Annotated in this window: 21 protein-coding genes; 8 read left to right on the top strand and 13 right to left on the bottom strand. The window is 67.3% G+C overall.

Annotated features, from left to right (window positions below):
- Positions 1 to 78 precede the first annotated feature (78 nt).
- The 7 genes from pstS (QMX81_RS14735) to QMX81_RS14765 all read right to left on the bottom strand — a co-directional run bounded on the left by pstS (QMX81_RS14735) (position 79) and on the right by QMX81_RS14765 (position 6,638).
- Positions 79 to 1,170, bottom strand: a complete 1,092-nt coding sequence (gene pstS, locus QMX81_RS14735) for a phosphate ABC transporter substrate-binding protein PstS (RefSeq protein WP_121041563.1) — start codon at positions 1,168 to 1,170, stop codon at positions 79 to 81.
- A gap of 231 nt (positions 1,171 to 1,401) precedes the next feature.
- Positions 1,402 to 2,421 carry a phosphate ABC transporter substrate-binding protein PstS gene (gene pstS, locus QMX81_RS14740; RefSeq protein ID WP_121041565.1) on the bottom strand — a complete coding sequence of 340 codons (1,020 nt, stop codon included), beginning with the start codon at positions 2,419 to 2,421 and terminating at the stop codon, positions 1,402 to 1,404.
- A 123-nt stretch (positions 2,422 to 2,544) separates the two neighbouring features.
- A complete protein-coding gene (locus QMX81_RS14745) occupies positions 2,545 to 3,321 on the bottom strand; it encodes a hypothetical protein (protein ID WP_282262526.1) in 777 nt (258 codons plus the stop codon).
- Positions 3,322 to 3,423: 102 nt separating this feature from the next.
- The gene (locus QMX81_RS14750) at positions 3,424 to 4,635 is read right to left on the bottom strand and encodes an OprO/OprP family phosphate-selective porin (protein WP_282262528.1); all 1,212 of its coding nucleotides are present in this window, start codon (positions 4,633 to 4,635) and stop codon (positions 3,424 to 3,426) included.
- Positions 4,636 to 4,815: 180 nt separating this feature from the next.
- Positions 4,816 to 5,490, bottom strand: a complete 675-nt coding sequence (gene nth / locus QMX81_RS14755; protein ID WP_282262529.1) for an endonuclease III — start codon at positions 5,488 to 5,490, stop codon at positions 4,816 to 4,818.
- Positions 5,490 to 5,852 carry a hypothetical protein gene (locus tag QMX81_RS14760; RefSeq protein ID WP_282262530.1) on the bottom strand — a complete coding sequence of 121 codons (363 nt, stop codon included), beginning with the start codon at positions 5,850 to 5,852 and terminating at the stop codon, positions 5,490 to 5,492. Before QMX81_RS14760 ends, nth begins: the two co-directional genes overlap by 1 nt.
- Before the next feature lie 3 nt (positions 5,853 to 5,855).
- Positions 5,856 to 6,638 carry an enoyl-CoA hydratase-related protein gene (locus QMX81_RS14765; RefSeq protein WP_282262531.1) on the bottom strand — a complete coding sequence of 261 codons (783 nt, stop codon included), beginning with the start codon at positions 6,636 to 6,638 and terminating at the stop codon, positions 5,856 to 5,858.
- Between the two features lie 168 nt (positions 6,639 to 6,806).
- On the opposite strand from QMX81_RS14765, the gene QMX81_RS14770 reads away from it, so the two are divergent.
- The 3 genes from QMX81_RS14770 to QMX81_RS14780 all read left to right on the top strand — a co-directional run bounded on the left by QMX81_RS14770 (position 6,807) and on the right by QMX81_RS14780 (position 9,286).
- The gene (locus QMX81_RS14770; protein ID WP_176989918.1) at positions 6,807 to 7,508 is read left to right on the top strand and encodes an FKBP-type peptidyl-prolyl cis-trans isomerase; all 702 of its coding nucleotides are present in this window, start codon (positions 6,807 to 6,809) and stop codon (positions 7,506 to 7,508) included.
- Between the two features lie 87 nt (positions 7,509 to 7,595).
- The gene (locus tag QMX81_RS14775) at positions 7,596 to 8,399 is read left to right on the top strand and encodes a CoA pyrophosphatase (protein WP_282262555.1); all 804 of its coding nucleotides are present in this window, start codon (positions 7,596 to 7,598) and stop codon (positions 8,397 to 8,399) included.
- On the top strand, positions 8,396 to 9,286 hold the full coding sequence (locus tag QMX81_RS14780) for a sulfurtransferase (protein WP_282262557.1): 891 nt from the start codon (positions 8,396 to 8,398) through the stop codon (positions 9,284 to 9,286). Before QMX81_RS14775 ends, QMX81_RS14780 begins: the two co-directional genes overlap by 4 nt.
- Positions 9,287 to 9,289: 3 nt before the next feature.
- Here QMX81_RS14780 and QMX81_RS14785 read toward each other — a convergent pair whose 3' ends face one another.
- On the bottom strand, positions 9,290 to 9,859 hold the full coding sequence (locus tag QMX81_RS14785) for an N-acetylmuramoyl-L-alanine amidase (protein ID WP_070426972.1): 570 nt from the start codon (positions 9,857 to 9,859) through the stop codon (positions 9,290 to 9,292).
- A gap of 57 nt (positions 9,860 to 9,916) precedes the next feature.
- On the opposite strand from QMX81_RS14785, the gene QMX81_RS14790 reads away from it, so the two are divergent.
- The 3 genes from QMX81_RS14790 to QMX81_RS14800 all read left to right on the top strand — a co-directional run bounded on the left by QMX81_RS14790 (position 9,917) and on the right by QMX81_RS14800 (position 13,252).
- Positions 9,917 to 10,444 (top strand): hypothetical protein, encoded by a 528-nt coding sequence (locus QMX81_RS14790; protein WP_070471803.1) that lies wholly within the window; start codon positions 9,917 to 9,919, stop codon positions 10,442 to 10,444.
- A 108-nt stretch (positions 10,445 to 10,552) separates the two neighbouring features.
- Positions 10,553 to 12,697, top strand: a complete 2,145-nt coding sequence (gene rlmKL, locus QMX81_RS14795; RefSeq protein WP_282262561.1) for a bifunctional 23S rRNA (guanine(2069)-N(7))-methyltransferase RlmK/23S rRNA (guanine(2445)-N(2))-methyltransferase RlmL — start codon at positions 10,553 to 10,555, stop codon at positions 12,695 to 12,697.
- A gap of 18 nt (positions 12,698 to 12,715) precedes the next feature.
- Entirely contained in the window at positions 12,716 to 13,252 is a 537-nt protein-coding gene (locus QMX81_RS14800; protein ID WP_282262562.1) for a GNAT family N-acetyltransferase, read from the top strand.
- Positions 13,253 to 13,286: 34 nt separating this feature from the next.
- On the opposite strand, the gene QMX81_RS14805 is transcribed toward QMX81_RS14800, so the two are convergent.
- The 4 genes from QMX81_RS14805 to QMX81_RS14820 form a co-directional block, all read right to left on the bottom strand.
- A complete protein-coding gene (locus tag QMX81_RS14805) occupies positions 13,287 to 13,622 on the bottom strand; it encodes a DUF3325 domain-containing protein (RefSeq protein WP_152151818.1) in 336 nt (111 codons plus the stop codon).
- Positions 13,619 to 15,235, bottom strand: a complete 1,617-nt coding sequence (locus QMX81_RS14810; protein WP_152151820.1) for a PepSY-associated TM helix domain-containing protein — start codon at positions 15,233 to 15,235, stop codon at positions 13,619 to 13,621. The genes QMX81_RS14805 and QMX81_RS14810 overlap by 4 nt, the downstream gene beginning before the upstream one ends.
- Positions 15,232 to 15,591 (bottom strand): DUF3649 domain-containing protein, encoded by a 360-nt coding sequence (locus QMX81_RS14815; RefSeq protein WP_259462166.1) that lies wholly within the window; start codon positions 15,589 to 15,591, stop codon positions 15,232 to 15,234. The genes QMX81_RS14810 and QMX81_RS14815 overlap by 4 nt, the downstream gene beginning before the upstream one ends.
- 83 nt (positions 15,592 to 15,674) lie before the next feature.
- Positions 15,675 to 17,906, bottom strand: a complete 2,232-nt coding sequence (locus QMX81_RS14820; protein ID WP_282262563.1) for a TonB-dependent siderophore receptor — start codon at positions 17,904 to 17,906, stop codon at positions 15,675 to 15,677.
- Between the two features lie 392 nt (positions 17,907 to 18,298).
- On the opposite strand from QMX81_RS14820, the gene QMX81_RS14825 reads away from it, so the two are divergent.
- Both QMX81_RS14825 and QMX81_RS14830 read left to right on the top strand, forming a co-directional pair.
- Positions 18,299 to 20,659: a TonB-dependent receptor gene (locus tag QMX81_RS14825; RefSeq protein ID WP_282262564.1), complete on the top strand. Its 2,361-nt coding sequence runs from the start codon at positions 18,299 to 18,301 to the stop codon at positions 20,657 to 20,659.
- Positions 20,659 to 21,954: an aminotransferase class V-fold PLP-dependent enzyme gene (locus tag QMX81_RS14830; protein ID WP_282262565.1), complete on the top strand. Its 1,296-nt coding sequence runs from the start codon at positions 20,659 to 20,661 to the stop codon at positions 21,952 to 21,954. The genes QMX81_RS14825 and QMX81_RS14830 overlap by 1 nt, the downstream gene beginning before the upstream one ends.
- A 63-nt stretch (positions 21,955 to 22,017) precedes the next feature.
- Here the strand turns inward: QMX81_RS14830 and QMX81_RS14835 are convergent, their stop codons facing one another.
- Complete coding sequence (locus tag QMX81_RS14835; protein WP_282262567.1) at positions 22,018 to 23,310, bottom strand: DUF445 family protein; 1,293 nt, start codon at positions 23,308 to 23,310, stop codon at positions 22,018 to 22,020.
- Between the last annotated feature and the right edge of the window lie 93 nt (positions 23,311 to 23,403).

Below are 23,403 nucleotides of genomic sequence, written 5' to 3' on the forward strand. Positions count from 1 at the left end.
GGGGGCCCGTGGGGGGGTTCGGCAGGGGGGGGCGGCGAGGAACGCGGGCCTGCGCTGTGCACAGGCCCGCTGTCTGGCTTACTTGAACTCGCTGGTCCAATAGGCTTCGATCTGGGTGACCAGTTCGGCCGGCAGCGGCACGTAGTGCAGTTCGTTGGCCTGGGTCTGGCCCTTCTCGAAGGCCCACTTGAAGAACGCCAGGGTGTCCTTGCTGCGCTGCGCATCCTTGGGCTGCTTGTGCATCAGCATGAAGTTGGTGGCGGTGATCGGCCACGCCTGGTCGCCCGGGGCATTGGTGATCACCAGGTTGAAGTCCTTGGCGCTGGCCCAGTCGGCGCTGGCGGCGGCAGCGGCGAAGGTTTCCGCGCTCGGCTGCACCCAGTTGCCGGCGGCGTTCTGCATCGAGGCATACGGCATGCCGTTCTGCAGCGCGTAGGCGAGTTCGACGTAGCCGATCGAGCCCTTGATCTGCTTCACGTACGACGCCACGCCTTCATTGCCCTTGCCACCCACACCGTCCGGCCACTGCACCGAGGTGCCTTCGCCGACCTTGCTCTTCCAGTCCGGGCTGACCTTGGAGAGGTAGTTGGAGAAGTTGAACGTGGTGCCCGAGCCGTCCGAACGGTGGACCAGGGTGATCTTGCCGTCGGGCAGCTTTACGCCCGGGTTGGCGGCGACGATGGCCGGGTCGTTCCAGGTCTTGACCTTGCCCAGGAAGATATCGGCCAGCAGGGCGCCGCTCAGGCGCAGCTTGCCGGCTTCCAGGCCGTCGATGTTGACCACCGGCACCACGCCGCCGATGGCGGACGGGAACTGGCCGAGGCCGGCCTGGGCCAGCTCTTCGCTGCTCAGTGGCTTGTCGGAGGAACCGAAGTCAACGGTGCCGGCCTTGATCTGGGCGATGCCGCCACCCGAACCGATCGACTGGTAATTGATCTTGGCGCCGGTGGCGGTGTTGTAGTCGGCCGACCACTTGGACACCAGCGGGAAGATGAAGGACGCACCGGCGCCGGAAATCTCGGCGGTCAGGCGATCGCCAGCAGCCGGAGCAGCGGCAGGCGCGTCGGTGGCCGGCGCGGTGGCCTGGCCTTCAGCGCCCGGCTTGCAGGCGGAAAGACCCAGCGCGATGGCCAGGGAAAGGGCGGCGATGCTGGCCGTGTGCAGTTTCATGCGTCACTCCATAGCGGGACAAGGGCCGGTCTTTCCGGCGACGCGACTATGAAATGATGTTTTTGTTACAGCTTGATGACGCCGTGACCGAGCGCACGCAAAGCCTTGCGGCACAAGGGCCGGGCATTCAGCGGCAGGCAACAAAAAGGCGCGGAACCTTGCGGTCCGCGCCCGATGGCGCCGAAGGGGGAGAGAGGTCCCTCCGGCGCCATTGCCTCGTTGTGCGGTGGATCAGTACTTCAGGTTCTGCGACCAGTAGGTCTCGATCTGCTTGACCAGAGCGTCCGGCAGCGGGACGTAATCGAGCTGCTTGGCCTGCGCATCACCGCTCTTGTAGATCCAGCGGAAGAACTCCTGGGTGGCCTTGGCGTTGGCGACGTTCTTGGGCTGCTTGCGGACCAGGATGAAGTTGGTGGCGGTGATCGGCCACGCATCGGCGCCCGGGGCGTTGGTCATGACCAGGTAGAAGTCCTTCGCGCTGGCCCAGTCGGCGCTGGCCGCAGCGGCGGCGAAGGAGGTATCGCTCGGCAGCACGATCTTGCCCGAAGCGTTCTTCATCGCAGCGTAGGACATCTTGTTCTGCAGTGCGTAGGAAAGCTCGACGTAGCCGATGCCGCCCTTGATCTGCTTCACGTAGGCGGCAACGCCTTCGTTGCCCTTGCCGCCGATGCCGACCGGCCACTGGACCGAGGTGCCTTCACCGACCTTGGTCTTCCACTCCGGGTTGACCTTGGAGAGGTAGTTGACGAAGTTGAAGGTGGTGCCCGAACCGTCCGAGCGGTGCACGACGGTGATCTTGCCGTCGGGCAGCTTCACGCCCGGGTTCAGCGCGGCGATCGCCGGGTCGTTCCAGGTCTTGATCTTGCCCAGGAAGATGTTGCCCAGGGTCGGGCCATCCAGCTTCAGCGCGCCCGGCGCGATGCCGGCCACGTTGATCACCGGGACCACGCCGCCGATGACCGACGGGAACTGGGCCAGGCCGGCCGCAGCCAGTTCTTCCGGCTTCAGCGGGGCATCGGAGGAGCCGAAATCAACGGTGGCGGCCTTGATCTGGGCGATACCACCACCGGAACCGATGGACTGGTAGTTGACCTTCTTGCCGGTCGCGGTGCTGTAGTCGGCCGACCACTTGGACATGACCGGGTAGATGAACGAGGCGCCCGCGCCGGTCACATCGGCGGCGTTGGCGGCGAACACGGACGACGCGGCGAGGACGGCAACAGCGGCGCGCGACTTGAAGGCGTGGATCACGGGGTGGCTCCTGGAATGGATGAAGGTGCGGGGTGTCCCGCCCGGTGCTCATTCCATAACGGTTCGATGACAGCGCAGCGACTGTCATATGACCACCTCGTGACACGCCTTCCGGGCGGGGTGTCACAACGGCTGCAGCGCCTCCGGGACCGCGTAGCGGCGGCCGTCGAAGCGCAGCACGCGGCGCTCGCCGTCCACCGGCGTGTCCTGGTCGCGGCAGGTGTCGCCATCCATCCAGCTGTGCGTGGTGACCCGCCGCTCGCGCAGGATGAGGTCGGCCAAGCCGTGTTGACCTTTGGAGCCGACGGCCACGGTGCGCGTTACATCGGTGGACTCACCGGCGCAGCGGGTATCCCACTCGGCCTGGAAACGGCGCAGCACCATCGGTGGGCCGAGCGTGCGCAGCGTGTCTGCCTGCACCGCCAGCAGATGCAACTGCTCTTCGCTGAACGGATTGGGCCCGGAGCCATTGCGGCGCTGCACGCGCAGGCCGAAGGCAAGGGTGTCCGGCGCAAGCAGGTAGCGCGCGGTATCCAGCTGCATGCCGTCGAAGAAGATCGCATCGCTGTCGAGCGCGCCGGGCAGCACCGTCCATGCGCGCGTGGCGAGGGTGTCGCTATCGATCACCAGCACCTCCACGTCGCCATCGCGGGCGTCGTGGTCGCCGCCGTCGCGCCAGACCGGCGTGGCCACCAGGGTCAGCTCGGGGCGTGCCGGCCATCGCCGGCAGACGCTGGCGGCGGTGTCGCGGGTGTAGCCGGGGCGATCGGGCAGTACGTCGTCCGCCCGCACAACGTACGCTTCCTCCGCGGCGGCCTGGGCGTCGTGGCAGTCCTGCGCGTGGGCGGGCAGGGCGGCACCGCACGCGGCAGCCAGCAACAGCGAGAGTGCGATACGCATCGGGTCCAGCCATGGGCAAAGGGCGCACAGCATACCCGCGAGCGGGCACGAAAAAAGGCGCAGCCGAAGCTGCGCCTTTGTGTCACACGCGTGTTGCAGGGCTTACCAGAAGAACTGCAGGCGCGCTTCGAGGATGTTCGGGTCGTCGTTGACGAACGTGCGCGCGGTCGAGCTGTACTTCTTGCTGTCCACCATCACGTAGTTCAGCGCGAACTTGGTGTTGGAGCGCCAGTAGTAGTTCACGCCCACGGTCCAGATGTCCATCTTGCCGCCCAGCACGCCATCGACGATCGGCGGGCGACCGGCCACCGGGTTCGCCAGCAGGTTGCCGTCATTGAGGTCCATGTGGTCGTAACGCGCGCCCAGCTGCCACATGCCGCGGCCCGGCTCGTCCGGCAGGCCGGTGGTCGGGGTGCCGCCCTTGTAGCCCCAGGTCTCGCCGCTGATGTTCCACAGGCCGCTGACGTAGTAACCGTCGCTGCTGTAGTTGTCGTGCGAGTAACGCTTGGCCTTGCTGGTGTAATACTCGGCCTGGGCCTTGAACGGGCCGCCGATGTACATCGCTTCGGCACCGATCGTGCTGACGCGGTCGGTATCGACCAGATTGCCGCTGTCGACCAGGCGCGCGGTGGCCAGATCCGCATTCGGGCGGGCGCGCACACGCAGGGTGTCGGCGTCGGTGTCGTAATCGACATAGCTCAGGCCGAAGTGCAGGACCTGGCCCTTTTCATTGATCGGGGCCCAGGTGCCACGCGCGCCGTAGCCGCTGCCGTGGGCGAGGTTGCGGGTCAGTTCGCGGCCGAAGGCGCTGGCGGTGACGAACCAGTTGTTGTCGCCGATGCTGTAGGCGCCACCGAGGCGGCGGGCCACGGCATAGGTGTTGGTGACCGTGGCCTTGGAGATGAAGTCGTTGTTCTTGGTGCTGGACAGTTCTTCCAGGCTGTTGGGCTGTTTGAACTGGCCGAACTGCACGAAGTGGTTGGCGTTGCCGGCCAGCTTGTACTTCAGGTTGGTGTCCAGGAACTTGTCGGCCTTGGCGTCGTAGCCCACCACCCATTCCACATTGCCCGGGCCCTTGCCCTTGAGCACCAGCTCGGCGCGGCGCAGCTCGAATTCGCTGTTCTTGCCGTTGCCGGCGTCACCGCCATTGAGGTCGGTCACATCGTTGTCGAACCAGTTGCCGTCGGCCTGGACCAGGCCTTCGAACGTGATTTCCGAACCGCCGATCACGTCGATGGCCACTTCAGCGTGAGCGGCCGGAACGAACAGCGCAGCCGCCACGGCCGCAGTAAGAAGTTGGCGATGCAGTTTCATGGAAGGAGCCTTGCAGGCAGGTGGGAAGATGCTGCGCAGGCTAATTAGTGAAGATTGCGTAAATGTGACAGTTTCAGACAAACCGTCATCGCCCGTGTCCCAAGCGGCGTCAGAGGCTGCTATTGATGCCCGGCGCAGATGACCGCCGGGTTGCGCCCATATGGCAGTCGCGCCCCCCGTTCAGGCGGCGGTCTTTTCCTTGAAACGGCACAGGTCGCGGATCACGCATTGCGGGCAGTCCGGCTTGCGTGCCTTGCACACGTAACGGCCATGCAGGATCAGCCAGTGATGCGCGTCGAGCAGGAACTCGGCCGGGATCACCTTGATCAGCAGATCCTCCACCGCACGCACATCCTTGCCCGGCGCCAGACCGGTCCGGTTGGAGACGCGGAAGATGTGCGTGTCCACCGCCATCACCGGCTCGCCGAAGGCCGTGTTGAGCACGACATTGGCAGTCTTGCGGCCGACACCGGGCAACGCCTCGAGTCCCGCACGATCACGCGGCACCTCGCCACTGTGCTGTTCCACCAACATGGCGCACGCGGCAATCACGTTCTTCGCTTTCGCGTTGTACAGGCCGATGGTGGCGATGTACTTCTTCAAGCCGTCTTCACCGAGAGCGAGAATCGCCTGCGGCGTATTGGCGACCGGGAACAGTTTGCGCGTGGCCTTGTTGACGCCGACATCGGTGGCCTGTGCCGACAATGTGACCGCCACCAGCAGCTCGAACGGCGAGCTGTACTCCAGTTCGGTCTTGGGGTGCGGGTTGAGTTCGCGCAGGCGCGTGAACATTTCGATCACGTCGGCCTTGGGCATGCGCGCGGTGCGTGCGGCGGGTTTCTTCATCGTAGCCATCAGGACGTGCGGCCCGCGGCCTTGGCCTTGGCGCGCGCGAGGATCGCAGCAGCGGCCGAGGGCAGGGCGGGTTTCTGGATCTCGGGTGTGGGGGGCGGTGCGCGGCGTGCATCGCGCTCGGCAGCGCGGCGCGCGAGCCGCTGCTGGCGCTGGCGGTAGCGCGCGCGCGCGGCCCAGGCGCGTTGCAGTTGCTGCTGTGCGTGCTGCAGCCGCTGTGGAAGATCGGGATGATCGGGACGCAGCGCTTCGTCGCCCGGCTGCGGGACGTAGTCCATCAACCCGGCCGCCAGCGCGGCATCCCATTGATCGTCGAGAACGAGTGCCAGCAGCTGCGCCGGCGAAGCGGTATCGGAAGGCGACATGGCTCAGCGGTTCTGGAATACCGGCGGCCGGCGCGCCAGGAACGCGCTGGTGCCTTCGCGCATGTCCTCGGTGGCGAACATCAGGCCGAACTGCACGCTCTCGTACTCCAGGCCCTCGCCCAGCGGGCACTCGCCGCCGATGTGGATCGCATCGAGGATGCCGCGCAGCGCGAGAGGCGCGGCCGAGGCCAATTGCGACGCGAGTGCGTCGACGCGGGCATCCAGTTCCGCGGCCGGGACCACCTCGTTGACGATACCCAGCTGCGCGGCACGCGCGGCGGTGATCGGGGTGCCCAGCAGGCACAACTCCAGCGCGGCGGCGCGGCCGCACAGGCGCAGCAGCCGCTGGCTGCCGCCGAAGCCGGGGATCAGCCCCAGATGGACCTCCGGCTGGCCGACCTTGGCGGTCTCCGCCGCCACCCGAAGGTGGCAGGCCATGGCCAGTTCCAGGCCACCGCCCAGCGCAAAACCGTTGATCTTGCCGATCACCGGCTTGGGCATCCGCTCGATGCGCCGCATCAATCCTTGGCCGAGCAGTGAGAAATCACGACCCTGAACCGCGCTCAGGCCGTTCATTTCCGCAATGTCCGCGCCGGCCACGAAGGCCTTGGGGCCGGCGCCGGTCAGCACCACCACCCGTACGGCCGGGTCGGCGGCTGCCTCGGAGAACGCAGTATCAAGGGCTTCCAGGGTCGCCCGGTTGAGGGCGTTGAGTTTGTCCGGGCGGTTGACCGTCACGGTGCGCACGGCGGCATCGTCCATAATCGAGATAAGGGCGTCGGCCACGGCAGGACTCCTGAAAACGTTAAAAAAAAGTGATTGTTGAACTCTTGAAACGAAGTCAGGTCAGAGCCTGCGTCGTTAGTGGCGGTTCAACGTTGCGGCGGCTATCCTAACCCGTCGCCTCAGGGCGGCCCAACGCGTCCTGAGTTACCACCCCTGGAGAAAAGTTTGATGAAGTTGCGTTCTATCGCGGTCGCCGTCGCGGCCCTGGCCCTGACGGGCAATGCCTTCGCCCAGGACACCTCGTCCGAAAAGGGCAAGCTGAGCTATTACTTCGGTTACGACTACGGTAACAACCTGGCTGAACTCACCGCACGCGGCGAGCAGCTGGACATCAACTCGGTGGTGAAGGGCCTGCAGGATGCCTACGCCAAGAAGCAGCCGTCGATCACGGCCGAGCAGTTGAAACCCGCCGTCGAAGCCTTCCAGAAGCGTGAGCAGGGTCGTGCGCAGGCCGCCAAGGCTGAGTACGACAAGGCTGCCGCCGAGAACAAGACCAAGAGCACCCAGTTCCTGGCCGCCAACAAGGCCAAGGCCGGCGTGCAGTCGCTCCCGAGCGGCGTGCAGTACCGCGTGATCGAAGCCGGCAAGGGCGCCAAGCCGACCCAGGCCAGCACCGTGCAGCTGGAAGTGGCCGGTCCGTACCCGTTCGGCACCCGTCCGGCCGAAGCACGTCCGGCCCAGCAGATCCCGGGCATCAAGGTCAGCGAAGTCGAAATGAAGGCCATGCGTGAAGCCCTGCTGCAGATGCCGGCGGGCTCCAAGTGGGAAGTGACGCTGCCGCCGGAGCAGGCCTATGGTGCCGATCCGCGCACGCCGTTCCCGCCGAACGTTGCGGTGCAGTTCGAAATCAAGCTCGTCAGCGTCAAGTAATTTTCGCAACATCAAGAACGCGCCGGTGGCAACACCGGCGCGTTTTTTGTTTCCGTGCAATCGCGGTACTGTTGACCGGTGCAATCGATGGAAGAATCCCCGCATGCCGTGCCCTCTCCCTGCATCGGAATCTGCGCGCTGGATCGTGCCGGTGTGTGCACGGGCTGCCTGCGCACCGTGGATGAAATCACCCGCTGGCGAACCATGAGCCGACCCGAACAGCGTCACGTCATGCAGCACACGCTGCCCCTGCGCGAACAACTGCGGCAATCGCTGCGCGGTTCGCTGGCCGAACACGAGCGCCTGCTGCGCGCGCTGCATCCGCTGGACCAGCCGCCGCCCGGCGATGGCTGGAACCGCAGCGAACTGATCGATCTTCTCCCGCCTGGTCCGCCGGTCGAAGCGGCCGTGCTGGCCGGCATCATTCCGCGCGAGGGCGGCGCCCAGGTGCTGCTGACCCGGCGCACCGACACGCTGCGCCATCACGGGGGCCAGGTCGGCTTCCCCGGTGGCCGCATGGAGCCGGAGGACCGCGATGCCGTCGCTGCCGCGATCCGCGAGAGCGACGAGGAAATCGCACTCAAGCACGATCAGGTGCAGGTACTGGGGTATCTGGATCCGTTCGTGACGATTACCGGCTACCGGGTCATGCCGGTAGTGGCCGTGATCGATCCTGCGTTCGTGGCCGTGCCCGAGCCGGGTGAGGTCGCCGAAGTCTTCGAAGTGCCGCTGTCCTACCTGATGGACCCGGCCAACCTGCACCACGTGGAGATCGATCACCGCGGGCGCATCCGCCACGTGCTCGAGTACGGCTGGCCCGGGCAGCGGATCTGGGGCGCGACCGCCGCCATTCTCTACAACCTGCGTCGCCGCCTGGAGCAGACCGCATGACCACGCCGTTGATCGATGTCAGCACCCTCGCACACGCCCTCCACGAAGGCGCAGCGCGCCTCATGGATGCCCGTGCGACGGCCAGTGCCGCCCCCTCGCTGCGGGTGATGGATGCGCGCTTCTCGTTGGCCGATCCGCAGTCCGGTGCGGCGTTGTATGCACAGGGCCATCTGCCCGGCGCGCTGTACGCCGATCTCAACCGGGATCTTTCCGATCTCGGCCGCACCGGTCACGGCCGTCACCCGCTGCCGGACAGCAATGCGTTCGCCGCGCGCCTGGGCGCATGGGGCATCGGGCCGCAGACCCAGGTCGTGGTCTACGACGCCGGCGACGGCAGCATGGCCGCCGCGCGGCTGTGGTGGCTGCTGCGGCTGATCGGGCATGCACAGGTACGCGTTCTCGATGGCGGATTTGCGGCGTGGCAGGCCGCCGGTCTGCCGGTCACCGCAGCGCTGCCGCAGGTGACGCCGTTGCCGCCGTACCCGGGGCAGTTCGACCGCAACCAGATCGCCTCGGTCGAGGAGGTCCAGGCGCGTCTCAAGCACGCGCCGGGCTGGCTGATCGATGCGCGGGCGGGCGAGCGTTTCCGGGGCGAAGTGGAACCCTTGGATCCGGTCGCCGGCCACGTGCCCGGCGCGGTCAATCGTCCGTTCGCGTTGAACGTGCATGAGGGACGGTTGCGCCCTGCGGAGGATCTGCGCGCCGCGCTGCAGCCGCTGATCGGCACGCACGCTCCGGACGAGGTCGTGCTGATGTGCGGCTCCGGCGTGACCGCCTGCCATCTGCTGCTGGCGATGGAAGCGGCCGGGCTGGAAGGGGCGCGGATCTATGCGGATTCGTGGAGTGGCTGGGTCAGCGATGCTTCGCGTCCTGTCGCAACCGGCTGATCATCACCCACGCAGTTCCTGCAACGGCACCGCCGCCAGCACGCGTGGCCACGGGAACATCGGACCCGGATCGCGCTTGCGCGGCACCCGCCGCTCCGGATCATCGCTGGCCACTTCCTCGCGCGTATCCAGCCACTCATGCCCGGCGATATGTGCCAACGCGGGCAGCGTCCCGCACAGGTGTTGCAGCAGGTCGATCAGCGCCGCGATCTGCGCATCCGGGTAGGGCTCGTCCATCGCCTGGTGCCGCGAATCCCACCAGTGCGGGTAGCGTCCGGTGTTCACCAGTTCGATGCCGATCGAGCGCGGGTTATAGCCACTGACCTGATGCGCGACGCGGTCCAAGGACACGTACTGCACGATGCGCCCGTCGCGGTCGATGTAGTAATGCCCGCTGTTGCCGGTGCCGCTGTCATACAGCACGCGCTCGCCGTACTCGCGTGCCATCGCAAGGTCCGGCAATTCGGTGCAGTGGATGACCACCAGATCGATCTCGTCGTGCGTGCGGGGCAGCAGCCTGTCCTGGTAGGGCAGGGGCTGTGCATCGATGGCGGGCGGGGCGCGGTCGGGCATGCGGCGATGCTAGCATTTGGGCATGAACGCTCCTATCGATTCCCGCGTGGTATGCGCATGAGCCGCGGCCACTGCATCCTCTCCCATGGCTTTGAAAGCGGCCCGGACGCCATCAAGGTGACCGCCCTGGCCGAGGTGGCCGAGCGCCTGGGCTGGACCCACGAGCGCCCGGATTACACCGACCTGGACGCCCAGCGCGAGGTCAGCAGCCTGGGCGATGTTCGTGCCCGCCTGCAGCGCCTGGTCACCCTGGCCACCGCCCGTGCCGCGCAGGGCCCGGTGGTGCTGGCCGGTTCCAGCCTGGGCTCATACATCTCGGCCATCGCCTCGCTGCAGGTGCCGGTCCAAGGCCTGTTCCTGATGGTGCCGCCGACCCGGATGGGGCCGATGCCGGCGCTGGATGCCGCCCGCGTGCCGACCAGCGTGGTCCACGCCTGGCACGATGAGCTGATCCCGCCGGCCGAGGTGATCGCCTGGGCCCAGGCCCGCTCGGCCCGCCTGCTGATGGTGGACGACGGCCACCGCCTGACCGATCACGTGGAGGCCTCGAGCCGGGCCTTCGAGGAACTGCTGGCCTCGCTGTAACCGGGCGTTCCAGCCCACCTCACGTACAATGGCCCCCCGGACCCCGTGCCCGGCTGCTTTCCGTGCCCGTGGGCACCCCCCTCTCCGCTGACCTGCGATACCGATTCCGTGAAATTCTTTGTTTCCTGCGCCAAGGGCCTGGAGTATCTGCTCGCCGATGAACTGTTGGCGCTCGGCCTGGACAAGGCCACCGCCACCATTTCCGGTGTCAACGCCGAGGGCGAGCTGGCGCAGGCGCAGCGTGTGGTGCTGTGGTCGCGCCTGGCCAGCCGGGTGCTGTGGCCGCTGGCCGAGTTCGAGTGCCCGGACGAGGGATCGCTCTACCAGGGCGTCTCGGCGATGGCGTGGGAGCAGCACATCAGCCCCGAGCTGACCCTCTCGGTGGACGCGCATGTGTCCGGTACCGAGATCACGCACGCGCGCTTCGCCGCGCAGCGGGTCAAGGACGGCGTGGTCGACAGCCTGCGCGCGCAGGGCCTGGAGCGGCCGTCGGTCAACACCGACTTCCCGGACGTGCGCATCAACCTGTCGCTGCGCAAGGGCCGGGCCACGATCTCGATCGACCTGGGCGGTGGCCCGATGCACCGTCGCGGCTGGCGCATGGCGCAGAACGATGCGCCGCTGAAAGAAAACCTGGCCGCCGCGGTGCTGCTGCGCGCCAACTGGCCGAAGATCCACAGCGAAGGCGGTGGCCTGCTCGACCCGATGTGCGGCAGCGGCACGCTGCTGATCGAAGGCGCCTTGATGGCCGCCGACGTGGCCCCGGGCCTGCAGCGCCACGGCAGCATTCCGCCGAGCCGCTGGCTGGGCTTCGACCGCGACGCCTGGAACCGCCTGATGGAAGAAGCGCGCGCCCGCGAAACCGTCGGCCGCAGCGCACTCAAGCAGGTGATCCACGGCAGCGACGTGGATCCGCACGCCATCCATGCGGCCAAGCAGAACGCCGACACGGCCGGTGTGGGCCATGCCATCTGGTTCGGCGTGCGCGACATCACCGATGTGCAGGTCCCGCCGCAGGAGACCGGCTGCGTGGTCTGCAACCCGCCCTATGACGAGCGCCTGGCCGCCGACGCGGTGCTGTACCGCCAACTTGGCGACGCGCTCAAGCGCGCGGTGCCGCAGTGGCGTGCCAGCCTGCTGTGCGGCAGCGCCGACCTGGCTTTCGCCACCGGCCTGCGCGCCAACAAGAAGTACCAACTGTTCAACGGTGCCATCGAGTGTGCGCTGATCGTCTGCGACCCGATCGCGGTGCCGCAGCGCGAGAACACCGGCCAGCCGCGCGAGCTGAGCGAAGGCGCGCAGATGGTGGCCAACCGCCTGCGCAAGAACATCAAGAAGTTCAAGACGTGGCGGACGCGCGAGAGCATCACCTGCTACCGCGTTTACGATGCCGATCTGCCCGAGTACGCAGCCGCCATCGATGTTTATGAAGAAGACGGCGGTGCCCGCCGCACGTTCCTGCATGTGCAGGAATACGCGGCCCCGGCGACCATTCCGGACGTGGATGTGCGTCGCCGCCGCAACGAGCTGCTCTCGGCCGCGCGCGAGGTCTTCCAGGTGCCGGCCGAGCAGGTCGCGCTCAAGTCGCGCGAGCGTGGCAAGGGCGGCAGCAAGTACGGTCGTTTCGAGCAGCGCGGCGAGTTCGTGCTGGTGCGCGAGAACGATGCGCTGCTGCGCGTGAACCTGTTCGATTATCTGGACACCGGCCTGTTCCTGGACCACCGTCCGCTGCGCTGGCACATGGCGCAGGAAGCCCAGGGCAAGCGCTTCCTCAACCTGTTCTGCTACACCGGTGTCGCCTCGGTGCAGGCCGCCGTGGCCGGTGCCGCGACCACAACCAGCGTGGATCTGTCCGGCACCTATCTGCAGTGGTGCGCCGACAACCTCGCGTTGAACGGCAAGGGCGGCAGCCAGCACCAGCTGATACAGGCCGATGCGCTGGCGTGGCTGGAAGCCGAGCGTCACCGCTTCGATGTGATCTTCTGCGATCCGCCGACCTTCTCCAACTCCGCCCGCGCCGATGACTTCGACATCCAGCGCGAACACGTGCGCCTGCTGCGTGCGGCCGTGGCGCGCTTGAGCCCGGAAGGCGTGCTGTATTTCTCCAACAACTTCCGCCGCTTCAAGCTGGACGACGAAGCGATCAAGGAATTCGCGGCATGCAAGGAGATTTCGCCCGAGACCATCGGGGCGGACTTCGAGCGCAACCCGCGCATCCATCGCGCGTGGGAACTGCGCCGTTACGGCGCCTGACGGACCGGGGGGGCTGACATGGACGCCAGCCCGCTTCACGCCGAGGGACTGCTGCTGCGTCCGTTCGAGGCTACCGATGCCGCCCCCTTTGCGGCGGCGGTGCGCGAATCGGCCGAGGGCATGCGGCGCTGGATGCCGTGGAGCGCGGTCGACTACCGCGCCGAGCAGGCGCTGCAGTGGTTCCAGGCCTGCCGCGATGGCTGGGCGGCAGGCACCGCCTGCGAATACGGAATCTTCGACCAGGACACGGCCGCCTTCGTCGGCGGCGCGGGATTGAACAAGATCCAGCACGACCCCCGGTTCTGCAACCTGGGCTACTGGGTGCGGCAGTCGTGCCGTGGCCAGGGCGTGGCGCCCCGCGTCGTGCAGGCGCTGGCTGCCCAGGCATTCGGGCCGCTGGGCCTGCATCGGGTGGAGATCGTCGTGGCCGTGGGCAACCTGGCCAGCGAACGGGTGGCGGTGAAGGCCGGCGCCCTGCGCGAGGGCGTGGCGCGCAACCGATTGGTCATCGACGACCGGCCTGCCGCCGCGCACATGTTCTCACTGGTGCCCTGATCGGCGATCGCGATGCGGCTGCGTGGCTGCTCCCTCAGCGCGCGACCAGCGCCACCGCCAGCCCCACCACCGGCAACGCCCATGCAAGCGGCGCAATCCAGCGCGGGCGGTACGGGTACAGCCCGAACGCGATCACCACCCCACTGATCGTCAGCGCGCCCAGCCACAGCACCGGGCCGATCGCCCAGCCGTGGTCCATCACGCACAGCGCGAACGTGACGGCCAGCAACGTCCACCCCACCCAGCGCCACACCCGCATGCGCGATGCGCTGGCGCCGGCTTTGCCGTGCAGGTCCAGCTGGTGCTTGTCCATGGCCAGCGACAACGCCGTGAACGCGGAGAAGGTCAGCGTGATTGCGAGCAGCATCATGCCGTCGCCCCCGCAGCAGCGGCCTGCTGGCGGCGCTTCTTCTCGGCCGCGCTCAGTGGTGGCTGCCAGCGCTGCATGCGATGGCCGCAGTAGGCCAGCATCGCGCCGAACGCGAGCATGGTCAGATCGAACCCGGCCAGGACCCAGTCACCGCTGCGCAGGGTGACGCCCAGATGCGCATGCGTGGTGAGTGCGTTGACCACCGGAATCAACGCAAACAGCGCGCCGCCCAGGTACAGCTGCCAGGTCCACATCCTCCGTTTGGGCCAGAGGAAACCGGCCAGCAATGCGGCGGCCCATGCATAGAAGAACGCATTGACCTCGGCGTTGGCGCGCTCGGCCATCTGGACCGGCAGCAGACGATTGGCCAGGAAATAGGTGGCGAACGCGATCGGCAGGCCAGCCACCGCGCCGATGTTGAGCGCATCGACCAGGCGCAGGCCGAACCCGGTCTTGCCGGACTTGGCGTGCTTGGGCCGTTCCTTCACCGCCCACAGCACCACGCCGCTGGCGACCATCAGGCAGCCGATCAGGCCGGACAGGAAGAACAGCGCACGCAGGCCCCAATCGGCGAAGCGCGCCAGGTGCAGGCCGTACATCACGCCGCGGGTCTGGGTGGCGCCGCCCGAGGCCGGGCTGGCCTCGAGCAACTGGCCGGTGATCGCGTTGAAGCGCAGCGACGGTGTATCCACCGACAGGCGCTTTCCATCGCGCTGGGTGATATCCACGATCGCATTCGCCGCCCCCGGGTGGTACAGGGTGAAGCCGGCCACATCCGCACCCTTCCATTCGGCGCGGGCGCTGTCCAGCAACTGCTGGATCGGCAGCGGCGTGGCGCGTCCTTCGGCCGGGGTCTCGATCTCGGCCAGACGCGCGAAGGCCTCGCTGAAGAACGCCTCCTCATCCTTGGGGTAGGCCACGCTCACGCCCCATGGCAGGTACATGAACATCAAGGTGACGATGCCGGTGTAGGTGATCATCGCGTGGTACGGCAGCGCCATCACCGCGCTGACGTTGTGGAAGTCCAGCCACGACCGCAGGCCCTTCTCCGGGCGGAAGGTGAAGAAGTCCTTGAAGATCTTCTTGTGCGTGATCACGCCGGTGATGATCGCCACCAGCATGAACATCGCGCAGAAGCCGACCAGATAACGCGCCCAGTACACCGGGATGTAGTGTAGGTCGAAATGCAGGCGGTAGAAGAAGTCGCCACCGCGGGTTTCGCGTGCGGCGATCTCCTCGCCGGTGTTCGGATCGACGGTGGCATCACCGAAGCGGCCACCGCCGCGCCGGCGGCGCTCGCCTTCCACCGGCGGCTTGACCATCGATTCGGGATTGCGCCAGAACATGCGCATCGCCGGGTTGCGCGGGTCGGGCAGGGTGACGTTCCAGCTCTCGGCCTGTGGGGCCTTGTGCTGCAGGAAGGTCAGGGCGCGCTCGGCGGCGACGTCGGCGGTGACGCTGCTGCGCGGAAGCTCCGGGCGCATCCAGCGGCTGATTTCCTCGCGGTAATAGCTGGCCGTTCCGGCCATGAAGATCAGCAGCAGCAGCCAGCCGACCAGCAGGCCGGTCCAGGTGTGCAGCCAGGCCATCGATTGGCGGAATCCGTTCTTCATGCGGCCCCCTGCAGCAGGCGGGTGCCCACCCAGAACAGCAGCGTGGGAATCAGGATGCCCACCCAGGCGCGCAGGGCGGTGCGGGTAGCGAACGCCCACAATGCCGCGCAGGCGCACAGCACGATCGCCACCAGCATGCCGGTCAGCACGGCTTGCCCGCGTGCGATCGGCAGCGCGACCGCGAAGAACATCGAGCAGGTCGCGGCCAGCGCGTAGCCGCCGAAGATCGCGGCGAGCGAACGTGACAGGACACCCAGCCAGGGGCGGGTGAAGAGGGAACCAAGACGGTTGAACCTGGCGCTGGCGTGCGGCGTGCTGTCCACGGAAACCTGCTGATCAATCGGGGAAACGGGCATCACCGGCCGCAGCCGGTGATGAAGGATAGTGGCCATCCGTGGCCGTGTTCACTGCGCGTCGCAGTGGTCCCTTGGAGCCTGTGTCAGAGCTTCCAGCGCAGGTTCAACATCACGTTGCGCGGTTCGCCCCAGTACACGCCGTTGTAGAAACCGACGTTGCTGTAGTACTTCTTGTCGAGCAGGTTGTTGACGTTGAGCTGCGCGGAGAAGGTGTCGTTGAAGCGGTAGCCGGCGAACACATTCACCAGGTAGAACGCATCCTGGGTGATGAACGCCGATTCGGTACGGCCGCTGGTCGCGTAATCCGCGCGCGGCTTGGTGCTGGTGCGGTAGATCCGGCTCTGCCAGGTCACCCCGCCGCCCAGCGAGAGGCGGTTCCATTCACCGCTCGGGCGCCAGCTGGTGTTGAGGCGGAACGTGTCCACCGGGTTGGTGGTGTTCTGCGCCACGCCGGCCTGGTTGCGGATGGTGGTGTGCGCGAAACCGGCCGAGAGGTTCCAGTTCTCGGTCAGGCTACCCTGGGCTTCCAGTTCCCAGCCCTTGACCTTGTTGCCCTTGCCGGTGGACCGGTAGGCACTGCCGCCATCGGGCAGCGAGGCGGCCGGTACCGAATCGTCGAGCTCGGCCACATTGTCCTTCTCGCCCTTGAACACCGCGGCGGAGGTGTTCAGGCGGCCACCGAAGAATTCCCCCTTCAGACCGGCCTCCCACATGTCGCCGACCACCGGCTCCAGGTAATCGTTGTTCTTGTCGCGGTAGTCCTGCGGCTGGAAGATGTCGGTGTAGCTGGCGTAGGCGCTGAACTGCCTGCTGAAATCGTAGACCAGGCCGAAATAAGGGGTCAGCGAATCGTCCGGCTTGTAGCCGCCGCGGGTAGTACCGGTGCGGTTGCCGGCCGCATCGTTGGTATAGCGCCAGCTGCGGGTTTCCCAGCTGCCATAGCGCGCGCCGAGCACGGCCAGCAACGGATCGGCCAGCTGCAGGCGGGCGGCCACGTAGGCAGCCTTCTGCGTCAACTCGTTCTCCGAGGCCAGCCAGTCATGCCGGGTGAGCGGCAACGGGGCGACATCCCCGGTCCAGGTGCGCCAGTCCGGTACCACGTCGTAGCCCGGCGGCTGCGTGAATTCCGAGGCAGGCGATTCGCCCTTGCGAACCGACTGGCCGACGCCGAACACCAGTTCATGCTCGCGGCCGAACAGCTGGAACGGGCCGCTGGCGTTGAGGTCGAACACGTTCATTTCGCTGCGTTCGGCGAAATGCGAGAGGTAGGCGCGCACACCGGTGCCATCCGGCGCGGGATAGCCCTGCGCGCCATACCAGACGTCGCCATCGGTGTTGCGCTTGGCCTGGGTCGCGCTGGCCTTCAGCGACCAGCCGTTGCCGAGCTGCTGCTCCAGGCGCACGAAGGTGGTCTTCTCCACGATCGGCCAGCTGCTCCAGCGTGCCGAGAGGTTGGTCGAGCGCGGCAGGTTGGCCGGCTTTCCGTCCGGACCCCAGTACGGCACCACGCCCCAGGTCACGCCCTTGGTTTCCGGCGACTGGTAGTCATAGCCGACTTCGAACAGGGTGCTGTCGGTCAGGTCGGCCTGCACGATGCCGTAGAACACGTCCTTGTCCAGACGGTACACATCGCGGAAGGAATCGCTCTGCTGCTTGGCGGCGACGAAGCGCGCACGCACGCGGCCGTCCAGCGCGACCGGGCCGCCGATGTCCGCTTCCAGGCGCTGGTTGCCCCAGCGGCCCAGGGTCAGCCCGGCGCTCATCGCCATCTCCTGGGTCGGGCGCTTGCGGACCATGTTGATGGTGCCCGACGGGTCACCGGCACCGGTGGTCAGGCCGGTCGCGCCGCGGACCACTTCGATGCGCTCGTAGATCGCGCTGTCGGTGTTGGTCTTGAGCGAGCCACCAAACGTGTTGAGCATCCCGTCGATCTGGAAATTGGTGATGCTGTAGCCACGCGAGATGTAGTTGATGCGCTCCGAATCGGTGACCGATACATGCACGCCGGTGACCTGGCCCATCACATCGGACAGCGCGTACAGGCCCATGTCGTCCAGGCGCTGGCGGGTCAGCACGGTGACCGACTGCGGCGTGTGGCGCAGCGACAGGTTCAACTTGGTGGCGGTGCTGGCCTGCTTGACCGTGTAGGCGTTCGGGATCTCCCCGTCGGCGGTCACCTTGATCGTGTCCAGGGTGGTCGCATCGCCAGGTTCGGCCTCGGCGAACGCCGGCAGCGCCGGGCCGGCGAGGGCAGCAACGAGCGCGATCGCCAACAGCGATGGCCGGGACAAAGGTGAAGCGGACGAGCAGGGCATGGCAACACTTCCAGTGTGGGAGAACGTCAGCGCGCCACGCACAGCGGCGCTGCCGAAGGCAGCAGGGCAGGCAAGGCAGCGGATCAGGGGGTGTACACGGGGCGTTGCGCGGGGAAGGCGTGGTGCATCCGGGCGCCGGTTGGCTAGGCGTACAGCCGATCAGTGAATGATAGTCATTATCATTTCGTTAGACAAGCGTTATGCCGCTGTCGAAGCCATGCAAGGCCGTGCGCTGGCGTATGTGTGGCGGCCCGCAGCCACCGTCGCCTGCGTGTCACTGCCGGGCAACATCGCGTCAACAGACTGTGAGGATGTCGTGACACTCGGTCACGCCCATCCCCACCTGTTCGTTTGCGGAGTCGTCAGTGAATCGTTGTGTGCTTGCTGTAGCGGTGTTGTCAGTCCTTACCTTCGCCACGGCCGCCGATGCGCGCGCCGAGGCCGCCCCGGCAGGGACTGCCGCGGCCCCCGCCACCCTGGACACGATGATCGTCACCGGCACGCGCGGCAGCAACCGCACGCAGTTCGATACGCTGGCCCCGGTGGACGTGTTCTCGCAGGAAGAGATCCAGGCGATCGAGTCCTCCGACCTCAACGACGTGCTGGCCCAGTTGGTGCCGTCGTTCGTGGTCCAGCGCATGCCGATGAACGACGGGCTGGTGTTCGTGCGGCCGGCCACGCTACGCGGCCTTTCGCCGGACCAGACCCTGGTGCTGGTCAACGGCCGCCGCTTCCATCGCTCGGCGCTGCTGGGCGCGCGCGGCGCGCAGGGGCCGGACCTGGCCCAGATTCCGGTGCACGCCATCCAGCGCATCGAAGTGCTGCGCGATGGCGCGTCGGCGCAGTACGGCTCGGACGCCATCGCCGGGGTGATCAACATCATTCTGGATGACCGCGTCGGCGGGGAGCTGTCGCTGGGTCTGTCCGAATACAGCGAAGGCGATGGGACCGGTCGCAAGATCGGCGGCCGCCACGGGTTCGCGCTGGGTGACAAGGGCAGCCTGTCGCTGTTCGCCGACTGGGACAGATCCGATGCGACCTCGCGCAGCCGCCAGCGCGCCGATGCGATCGCCTTCCAGAACGCCCACCCGGATCTGGTCGTGCCCGATCCGGTGCAGCGCTGGGGCCAGCCGGACCTGGAAAACCGCCATTTCGGCTTCAACCTCAACCTGGCCTTGAACGACAGCGTCGATCTCTACGGCTTCGGTCTGTACGGGCACAGCGAGGGCGTCAGTGATTTCAACTGGCGCAATCCCGATGGCACTGCCTCGGTCTACAACCGCAGCCGTGTGTTCCCCGGTTGGGATGCGCGCAGCCTGTACCCGACCGGCTTCAGCCCGAAATACGGCAACGAACAGGACGACCTTCAGGGCGTACTCGGTCTGCGCGGCTACTGGGGCGAACGCTGGCGCTGGGATGTGAGCGGCTCCTACGGGCGCAACCGCATCGACTACACGCTGGGCAACTCGATCAATGCCTCGCTCGGCCCGGACAGCCCCACCTCGTTCTACCTCGGCCGCCTCTCGCAGGAAGAGAAGAACCTCAACGCGGATATCGTCTATTCGCTGCCGGTCAGCGCGCTGGCCGCACCGATCAACATCGCCTTCGGCGCCGAGACGCGCGAGGAAACCTACGGGGTGGATGCCGGTGATCCGGCGTCGTATGCGATCGGCCCGGGGGCGGTGACCGGGCTGGCCGGGGGCGCCAACGGTGCGCCGGGCTTCAGCGCGGCCAATGCCGGCCGCTGGAGCCAGCGCAGCCGCGCGGCCTACATCGATGTCGAAGCACCGTTGACCGCCCGCTGGACCGTCGGCGCGGCGACCCGTTACGAGCACTTCTCCGCCTTCGGTGAAAGCCTGGACGGCAAGCTCTCCAGCCGCTTCGAGTTCACCCCGGACCTGGCCGTGCGCGGTTCGCTTTCCACCGGCTTCCGTGCGCCCACGCCGGGCCAGCTCTACACGCAGAGCACCCAGCAGGGCCTGGACACCGTGACCCTGCAGGTGTTCACCACCGGCCGCCTCTCGCCCAGCGATCCGCTGGCGATCCAGCTCGGTGCCCAACCGCTCAAGCCGGAGCAGTCGCGCACCGCCTCGCTCGGGCTGACCTGGAAGAACGAGCTGGGCTTCTCCGGCTCGGTGGACCTGTACGACATCAAAGTCACCGATCGTTTCAGCCAGTCGGCCTCGTTCGCAGTGCCGGCCGGCGTGCCCAATCCGCTGGCGTACACCTCGGTGAGCTTCTACACCAACGATTTCGACACCACCACGCGCGGTGTCGACGTGGTCGCCAGCCACGCCACCGCGCTCGGCGCGGGCCGGCTGAGTACCACGCTGGGCTACAACTACAACCAGACCCAGGTCGACAGTGGTGCCACCGGCGTGGCCACCAATGAAAGCCAGCGCCGCATCTTCGAAGAGCGTCTGCCGCGGCAGAAGGCCACGCTCAGCAGCACGTATGCGTGGGGCCGCTTCAGCGTGCTCGGCAAGCTGCGATACTACGGGGCATGGACGGACTCTTCGGGCAATGCCACCGGCGACATCTTCCAGCGCTTCGGGGCGATGAGCTTCGTCGATCTGGCGGTGAGCTGGAATGTCACCGAGCAGCAGACGCTGCGGATCGGCGCGGACAACCTGTTCAACCGCTATCCGGACGAAGCCAGCTTCCAGGCCAGCCGTGGCCTGATCTACTCGCGGAACGCGCCGTATGACACCGACGGGCGCAACCTCTACGCCGAATACCGGATCCGTTACTGATGGACCGGCAACGACGACACCTGCTGCGTGGCGCACTGGCCCTGCCAGTCGCTGCGGCACTGACCGGTGCGACTGCCATGGGCGCTGAGCCGATGACGCTGCCGGCAGTGGGCACGCGCACGCCGGCCGAGCTGGCCGCCGACGAAACCTGGTGGGCCCAGGTGCGCGCGCTGTACGACCTCACCGACGAGGTCGTGATGCTGGACAACGGCTACTGGGGCGCAATGGCGCGCCCGGTGCTGCAGGCCTACCAGCAGGCCACCGCCACGGTGAATGCCGGTAACGCCTGGTTCGGGCGGCTCGCGTTTCCACCGCTGTTTGAACAGGCGCGCGTGCGCCTGGCACAGGTGCTGGGCGTGGAGACCGACGAGATCGTGCTCACCCGCGGTGCGACCGAGGCGATGCAGGTGTTGATCGGCAGCTACCGCAGGCTGTCGCCGGGCGATGCGGTGATGTACGCCGACACCGACTACGACAGCATGATCAGCGCGATGCAGTGGCTGCAGGCGCGGCGCGGCGTGCAGCCGGTGGCGATCACGCTGCCCGAGCCGTTCGACCACGACAGCATCGTGGAGACCTACCGCCGCGCGCTGACCGCCAACCCGCGCGTGCGCCTGCTGCTGCTGACTCACGTCAATCACCGCAACGGCATGCTGCTGCCGGTGGCCGAGATCGCCGCGCTGGCCAGGGCGGCCGGCGTGGAGGTGGTACTCGACGCCGCGCACGGCATTGGCCAGGTGGACACGCCGCTGCGCGCGTTGGGCGTGGATTTCATCGGGATCAACCTGCACAAGTGGATCGGCGCGCCGGTCGGTGTCGGGGCGGTATATGTCCGCCGCGGGCGGGTGCGTGACCTGGATCCGTACATGGGGGAGCAGGACCACGACGACATCCGCACCCGCGTGCACACCGGCACGGTCAATTTCGCCGCTTACATGGCGCTGCCGGCCGCACTGGACCTGCACGAGCGCATCGGCGTGGCCAACAAGCGGGCGCGCCTGCTGCGCCTGCGCAATCAGTGGATGGACGCGTTGCGCGGCGACGCGCGCATCCAGCTGCTCGGCTCGGACGACCCGCGCCTGTCCAGTGCGATCACCTCGTTCCGGCTGCGTGGGCAGACCACGATGCGCGACAACACGGCCACCTCGCAGCGGATGGTGAAGCAGTCCGGCGTGTTCGTGGTGCCGCGCGAAGGGCTGGCCTCGGGCGCCTGCCTGCGGGTGACGCCAGGCATCTTCAGTACGCCGGCGCAGATGGACGCACTGGTGGCGGCCGTACGCGCGGTCGCGGGCTGACGTACCCAACGACGCTGGCGGTGTTTCCGCCAGCGTCGCCAGCCGACGCGAGCGGTTATCGCGTTACCAGTGGAACCATACCGTCAGTGCATGCAGGATCACGCCGATCAGGCCACCGACCAGGGTGCCGTTGAAACGGATGAACTGCAGGTCGCGGCCGACGCTCAGTTCCAGCTGCTCGACCAAGTGGCGTTCGTCCCAGCTTTTGACGGTCTGTGCGATGTGCTCGGTCACGCCGCTGCGCAGCCGCGTGGTCAGGCGCTCGGCACCGTCCATCAGGTGCTGGTTGAGCGCCTCGCGCAGCGACGGGTCGGCCTGCAGTGCCTCGCCCACCGAGGCCAGGCTGCGGCGCAGATGGCCGGCCAGTGCGGAGTCCTCGCTGGCCAGGTCGGCTCGCAGGCTGGCATGGATGCGCGCCCACAGGCCCTGCACGTACTCCTGCACGGCCGGGTGGTCAATCACCTGCTGCTTGAGCTGTTCCACCTTCTCGGCCAGGGCCGGGTCTTCGCGCAGCCGCTGGATGTAATCGCTCAGCCAGGTTTCGTAATCGCGCCGCAGCGGATGCTCGGGCTGGGCCAGGATCTGCTGCAGTTCCTCCAGCACCGCATGCGCCAGGCGCTCGGCAAGGGTGTCACCGATCTCATCGATCGGCTTGACCCAGTTGACCGTGCTGGCCAGCTTGGGCCACTCGCGCTGGATGTAGCCCACGATCAACGTGGACGCGCGGTCTTTGACCTTCTCGTTACCCAGCCATTCGCTGATCCGGGTCAGGCCTTCGTCCAGCACGCGCTGGTGGCGGTTGTCGGCGATGAGCAGGCCGAGCAGTTCCCCGGCGGTGGCGGCCGCATTCCATTGCCGCAGCTGCTGGATCACGAAGCCCTGGATGCTGCGCCGGACGGCCGCTTCATCGAGGAAGTCCAGCGCCTGCAGGGCCCAGCCGCGCGCCATGTCGGCCAGCATGCGGGCTCGCGCCGGCTCGGCCAGCCAGCTGCCCAGGCGGCTGGCTGGATCGAATACCTGCAGCCGGGCCAGCAGGGCCTGCGGTTCCAGGAACTGGTCGCGCACGAACAGCGCCAGGCTGTCGGCAATGCGGTCCTTGCTGCGCGGGATGATCGCGGTATGCGGGATGGGCAGGCCGAGCGGCCGACGGAACAGGGCCACCACCGCGAACCAGTCGGCCAGCGCGCCGACCGCGGCAGCCTCGCAGAAGGCCGAGACCCAGGCCCAGATGCCGCGTTCGCCGTGCCAGTGGCTGACCGCGAAGCCGGCCAGCATCGCCACCAGCATGGCCAGGGCGATCAGTTTGAGCCGACGCAGCTGGGCGCGGCGCGGGTCGGGAGGGGAGGTGGGCGTCATTGCGGCAGTTTAACGACCCCGGCATGAGCAACAGGTAGTGGCGGGCGCGGGGCGGCCCGATACCGGGGCAGGGGGGGGGCCACCCCCGGTCCG

The sequence above is a fragment of the Stenotrophomonas sp. PS02301 genome, assembly GCF_029959485.1.
Taxonomy (GTDB): Bacteria; Pseudomonadota; Gammaproteobacteria; order Xanthomonadales; family Xanthomonadaceae; genus Stenotrophomonas; species Stenotrophomonas maltophilia_Z.

Coding starts and splice junctions, on each gene's coding strand:
- QMX81_RS14820 (WP_282262563.1), bottom strand. CDS start 17,906: ATGCCCTGCTCGTCCGCTTCACCTTTGTCCCGGCCATCGCTGTTGGCG.
- QMX81_RS14805 (WP_152151818.1), bottom strand. CDS start 13,622: ATGATGCTGCTCGCAATCACGCTGACCTTCTCCGCGTTCACGGCGTTG.
- QMX81_RS14780 (WP_282262557.1), top strand. CDS start 8,396: ATGACCACGCCGTTGATCGATGTCAGCACCCTCGCACACGCCCTCCAC.
- QMX81_RS14760 (WP_282262530.1), bottom strand. CDS start 5,852: ATGTCGCCTTCCGATACCGCTTCGCCGGCGCAGCTGCTGGCACTCGTT.
- QMX81_RS14835 (WP_282262567.1), bottom strand. CDS start 23,310: ATGACGCCCACCTCCCCTCCCGACCCGCGCCGCGCCCAGCTGCGTCGG.
- QMX81_RS14775 (WP_282262555.1), top strand. CDS start 7,596: ATGGAAGAATCCCCGCATGCCGTGCCCTCTCCCTGCATCGGAATCTGC.
- QMX81_RS14785 (WP_070426972.1), bottom strand. CDS start 9,859: ATGCCCGACCGCGCCCCGCCCGCCATCGATGCACAGCCCCTGCCCTAC.
- QMX81_RS14750 (WP_282262528.1), bottom strand. CDS start 4,635: ATGAAACTGCATCGCCAACTTCTTACTGCGGCCGTGGCGGCTGCGCTG.
- QMX81_RS14800 (WP_282262562.1), top strand. CDS start 12,716: ATGGACGCCAGCCCGCTTCACGCCGAGGGACTGCTGCTGCGTCCGTTC.
- QMX81_RS14810 (WP_152151820.1), bottom strand. CDS start 15,235: ATGAAGAACGGATTCCGCCAATCGATGGCCTGGCTGCACACCTGGACC.
- pstS (WP_121041563.1), bottom strand. CDS start 1,170: ATGAAACTGCACACGGCCAGCATCGCCGCCCTTTCCCTGGCCATCGCG.
- QMX81_RS14790 (WP_070471803.1), top strand. CDS start 9,917: ATGAGCCGCGGCCACTGCATCCTCTCCCATGGCTTTGAAAGCGGCCCG.
- QMX81_RS14745 (WP_282262526.1), bottom strand. CDS start 3,321: ATGCGTATCGCACTCTCGCTGTTGCTGGCTGCCGCGTGCGGTGCCGCC.
- QMX81_RS14815 (WP_259462166.1), bottom strand. CDS start 15,591: ATGCCCGTTTCCCCGATTGATCAGCAGGTTTCCGTGGACAGCACGCCG.
- QMX81_RS14830 (WP_282262565.1), top strand. CDS start 20,659: ATGGACCGGCAACGACGACACCTGCTGCGTGGCGCACTGGCCCTGCCA.
- nth (WP_282262529.1), bottom strand. CDS start 5,490: ATGGCTACGATGAAGAAACCCGCCGCACGCACCGCGCGCATGCCCAAG.
- QMX81_RS14770 (WP_176989918.1), top strand. CDS start 6,807: ATGAAGTTGCGTTCTATCGCGGTCGCCGTCGCGGCCCTGGCCCTGACG.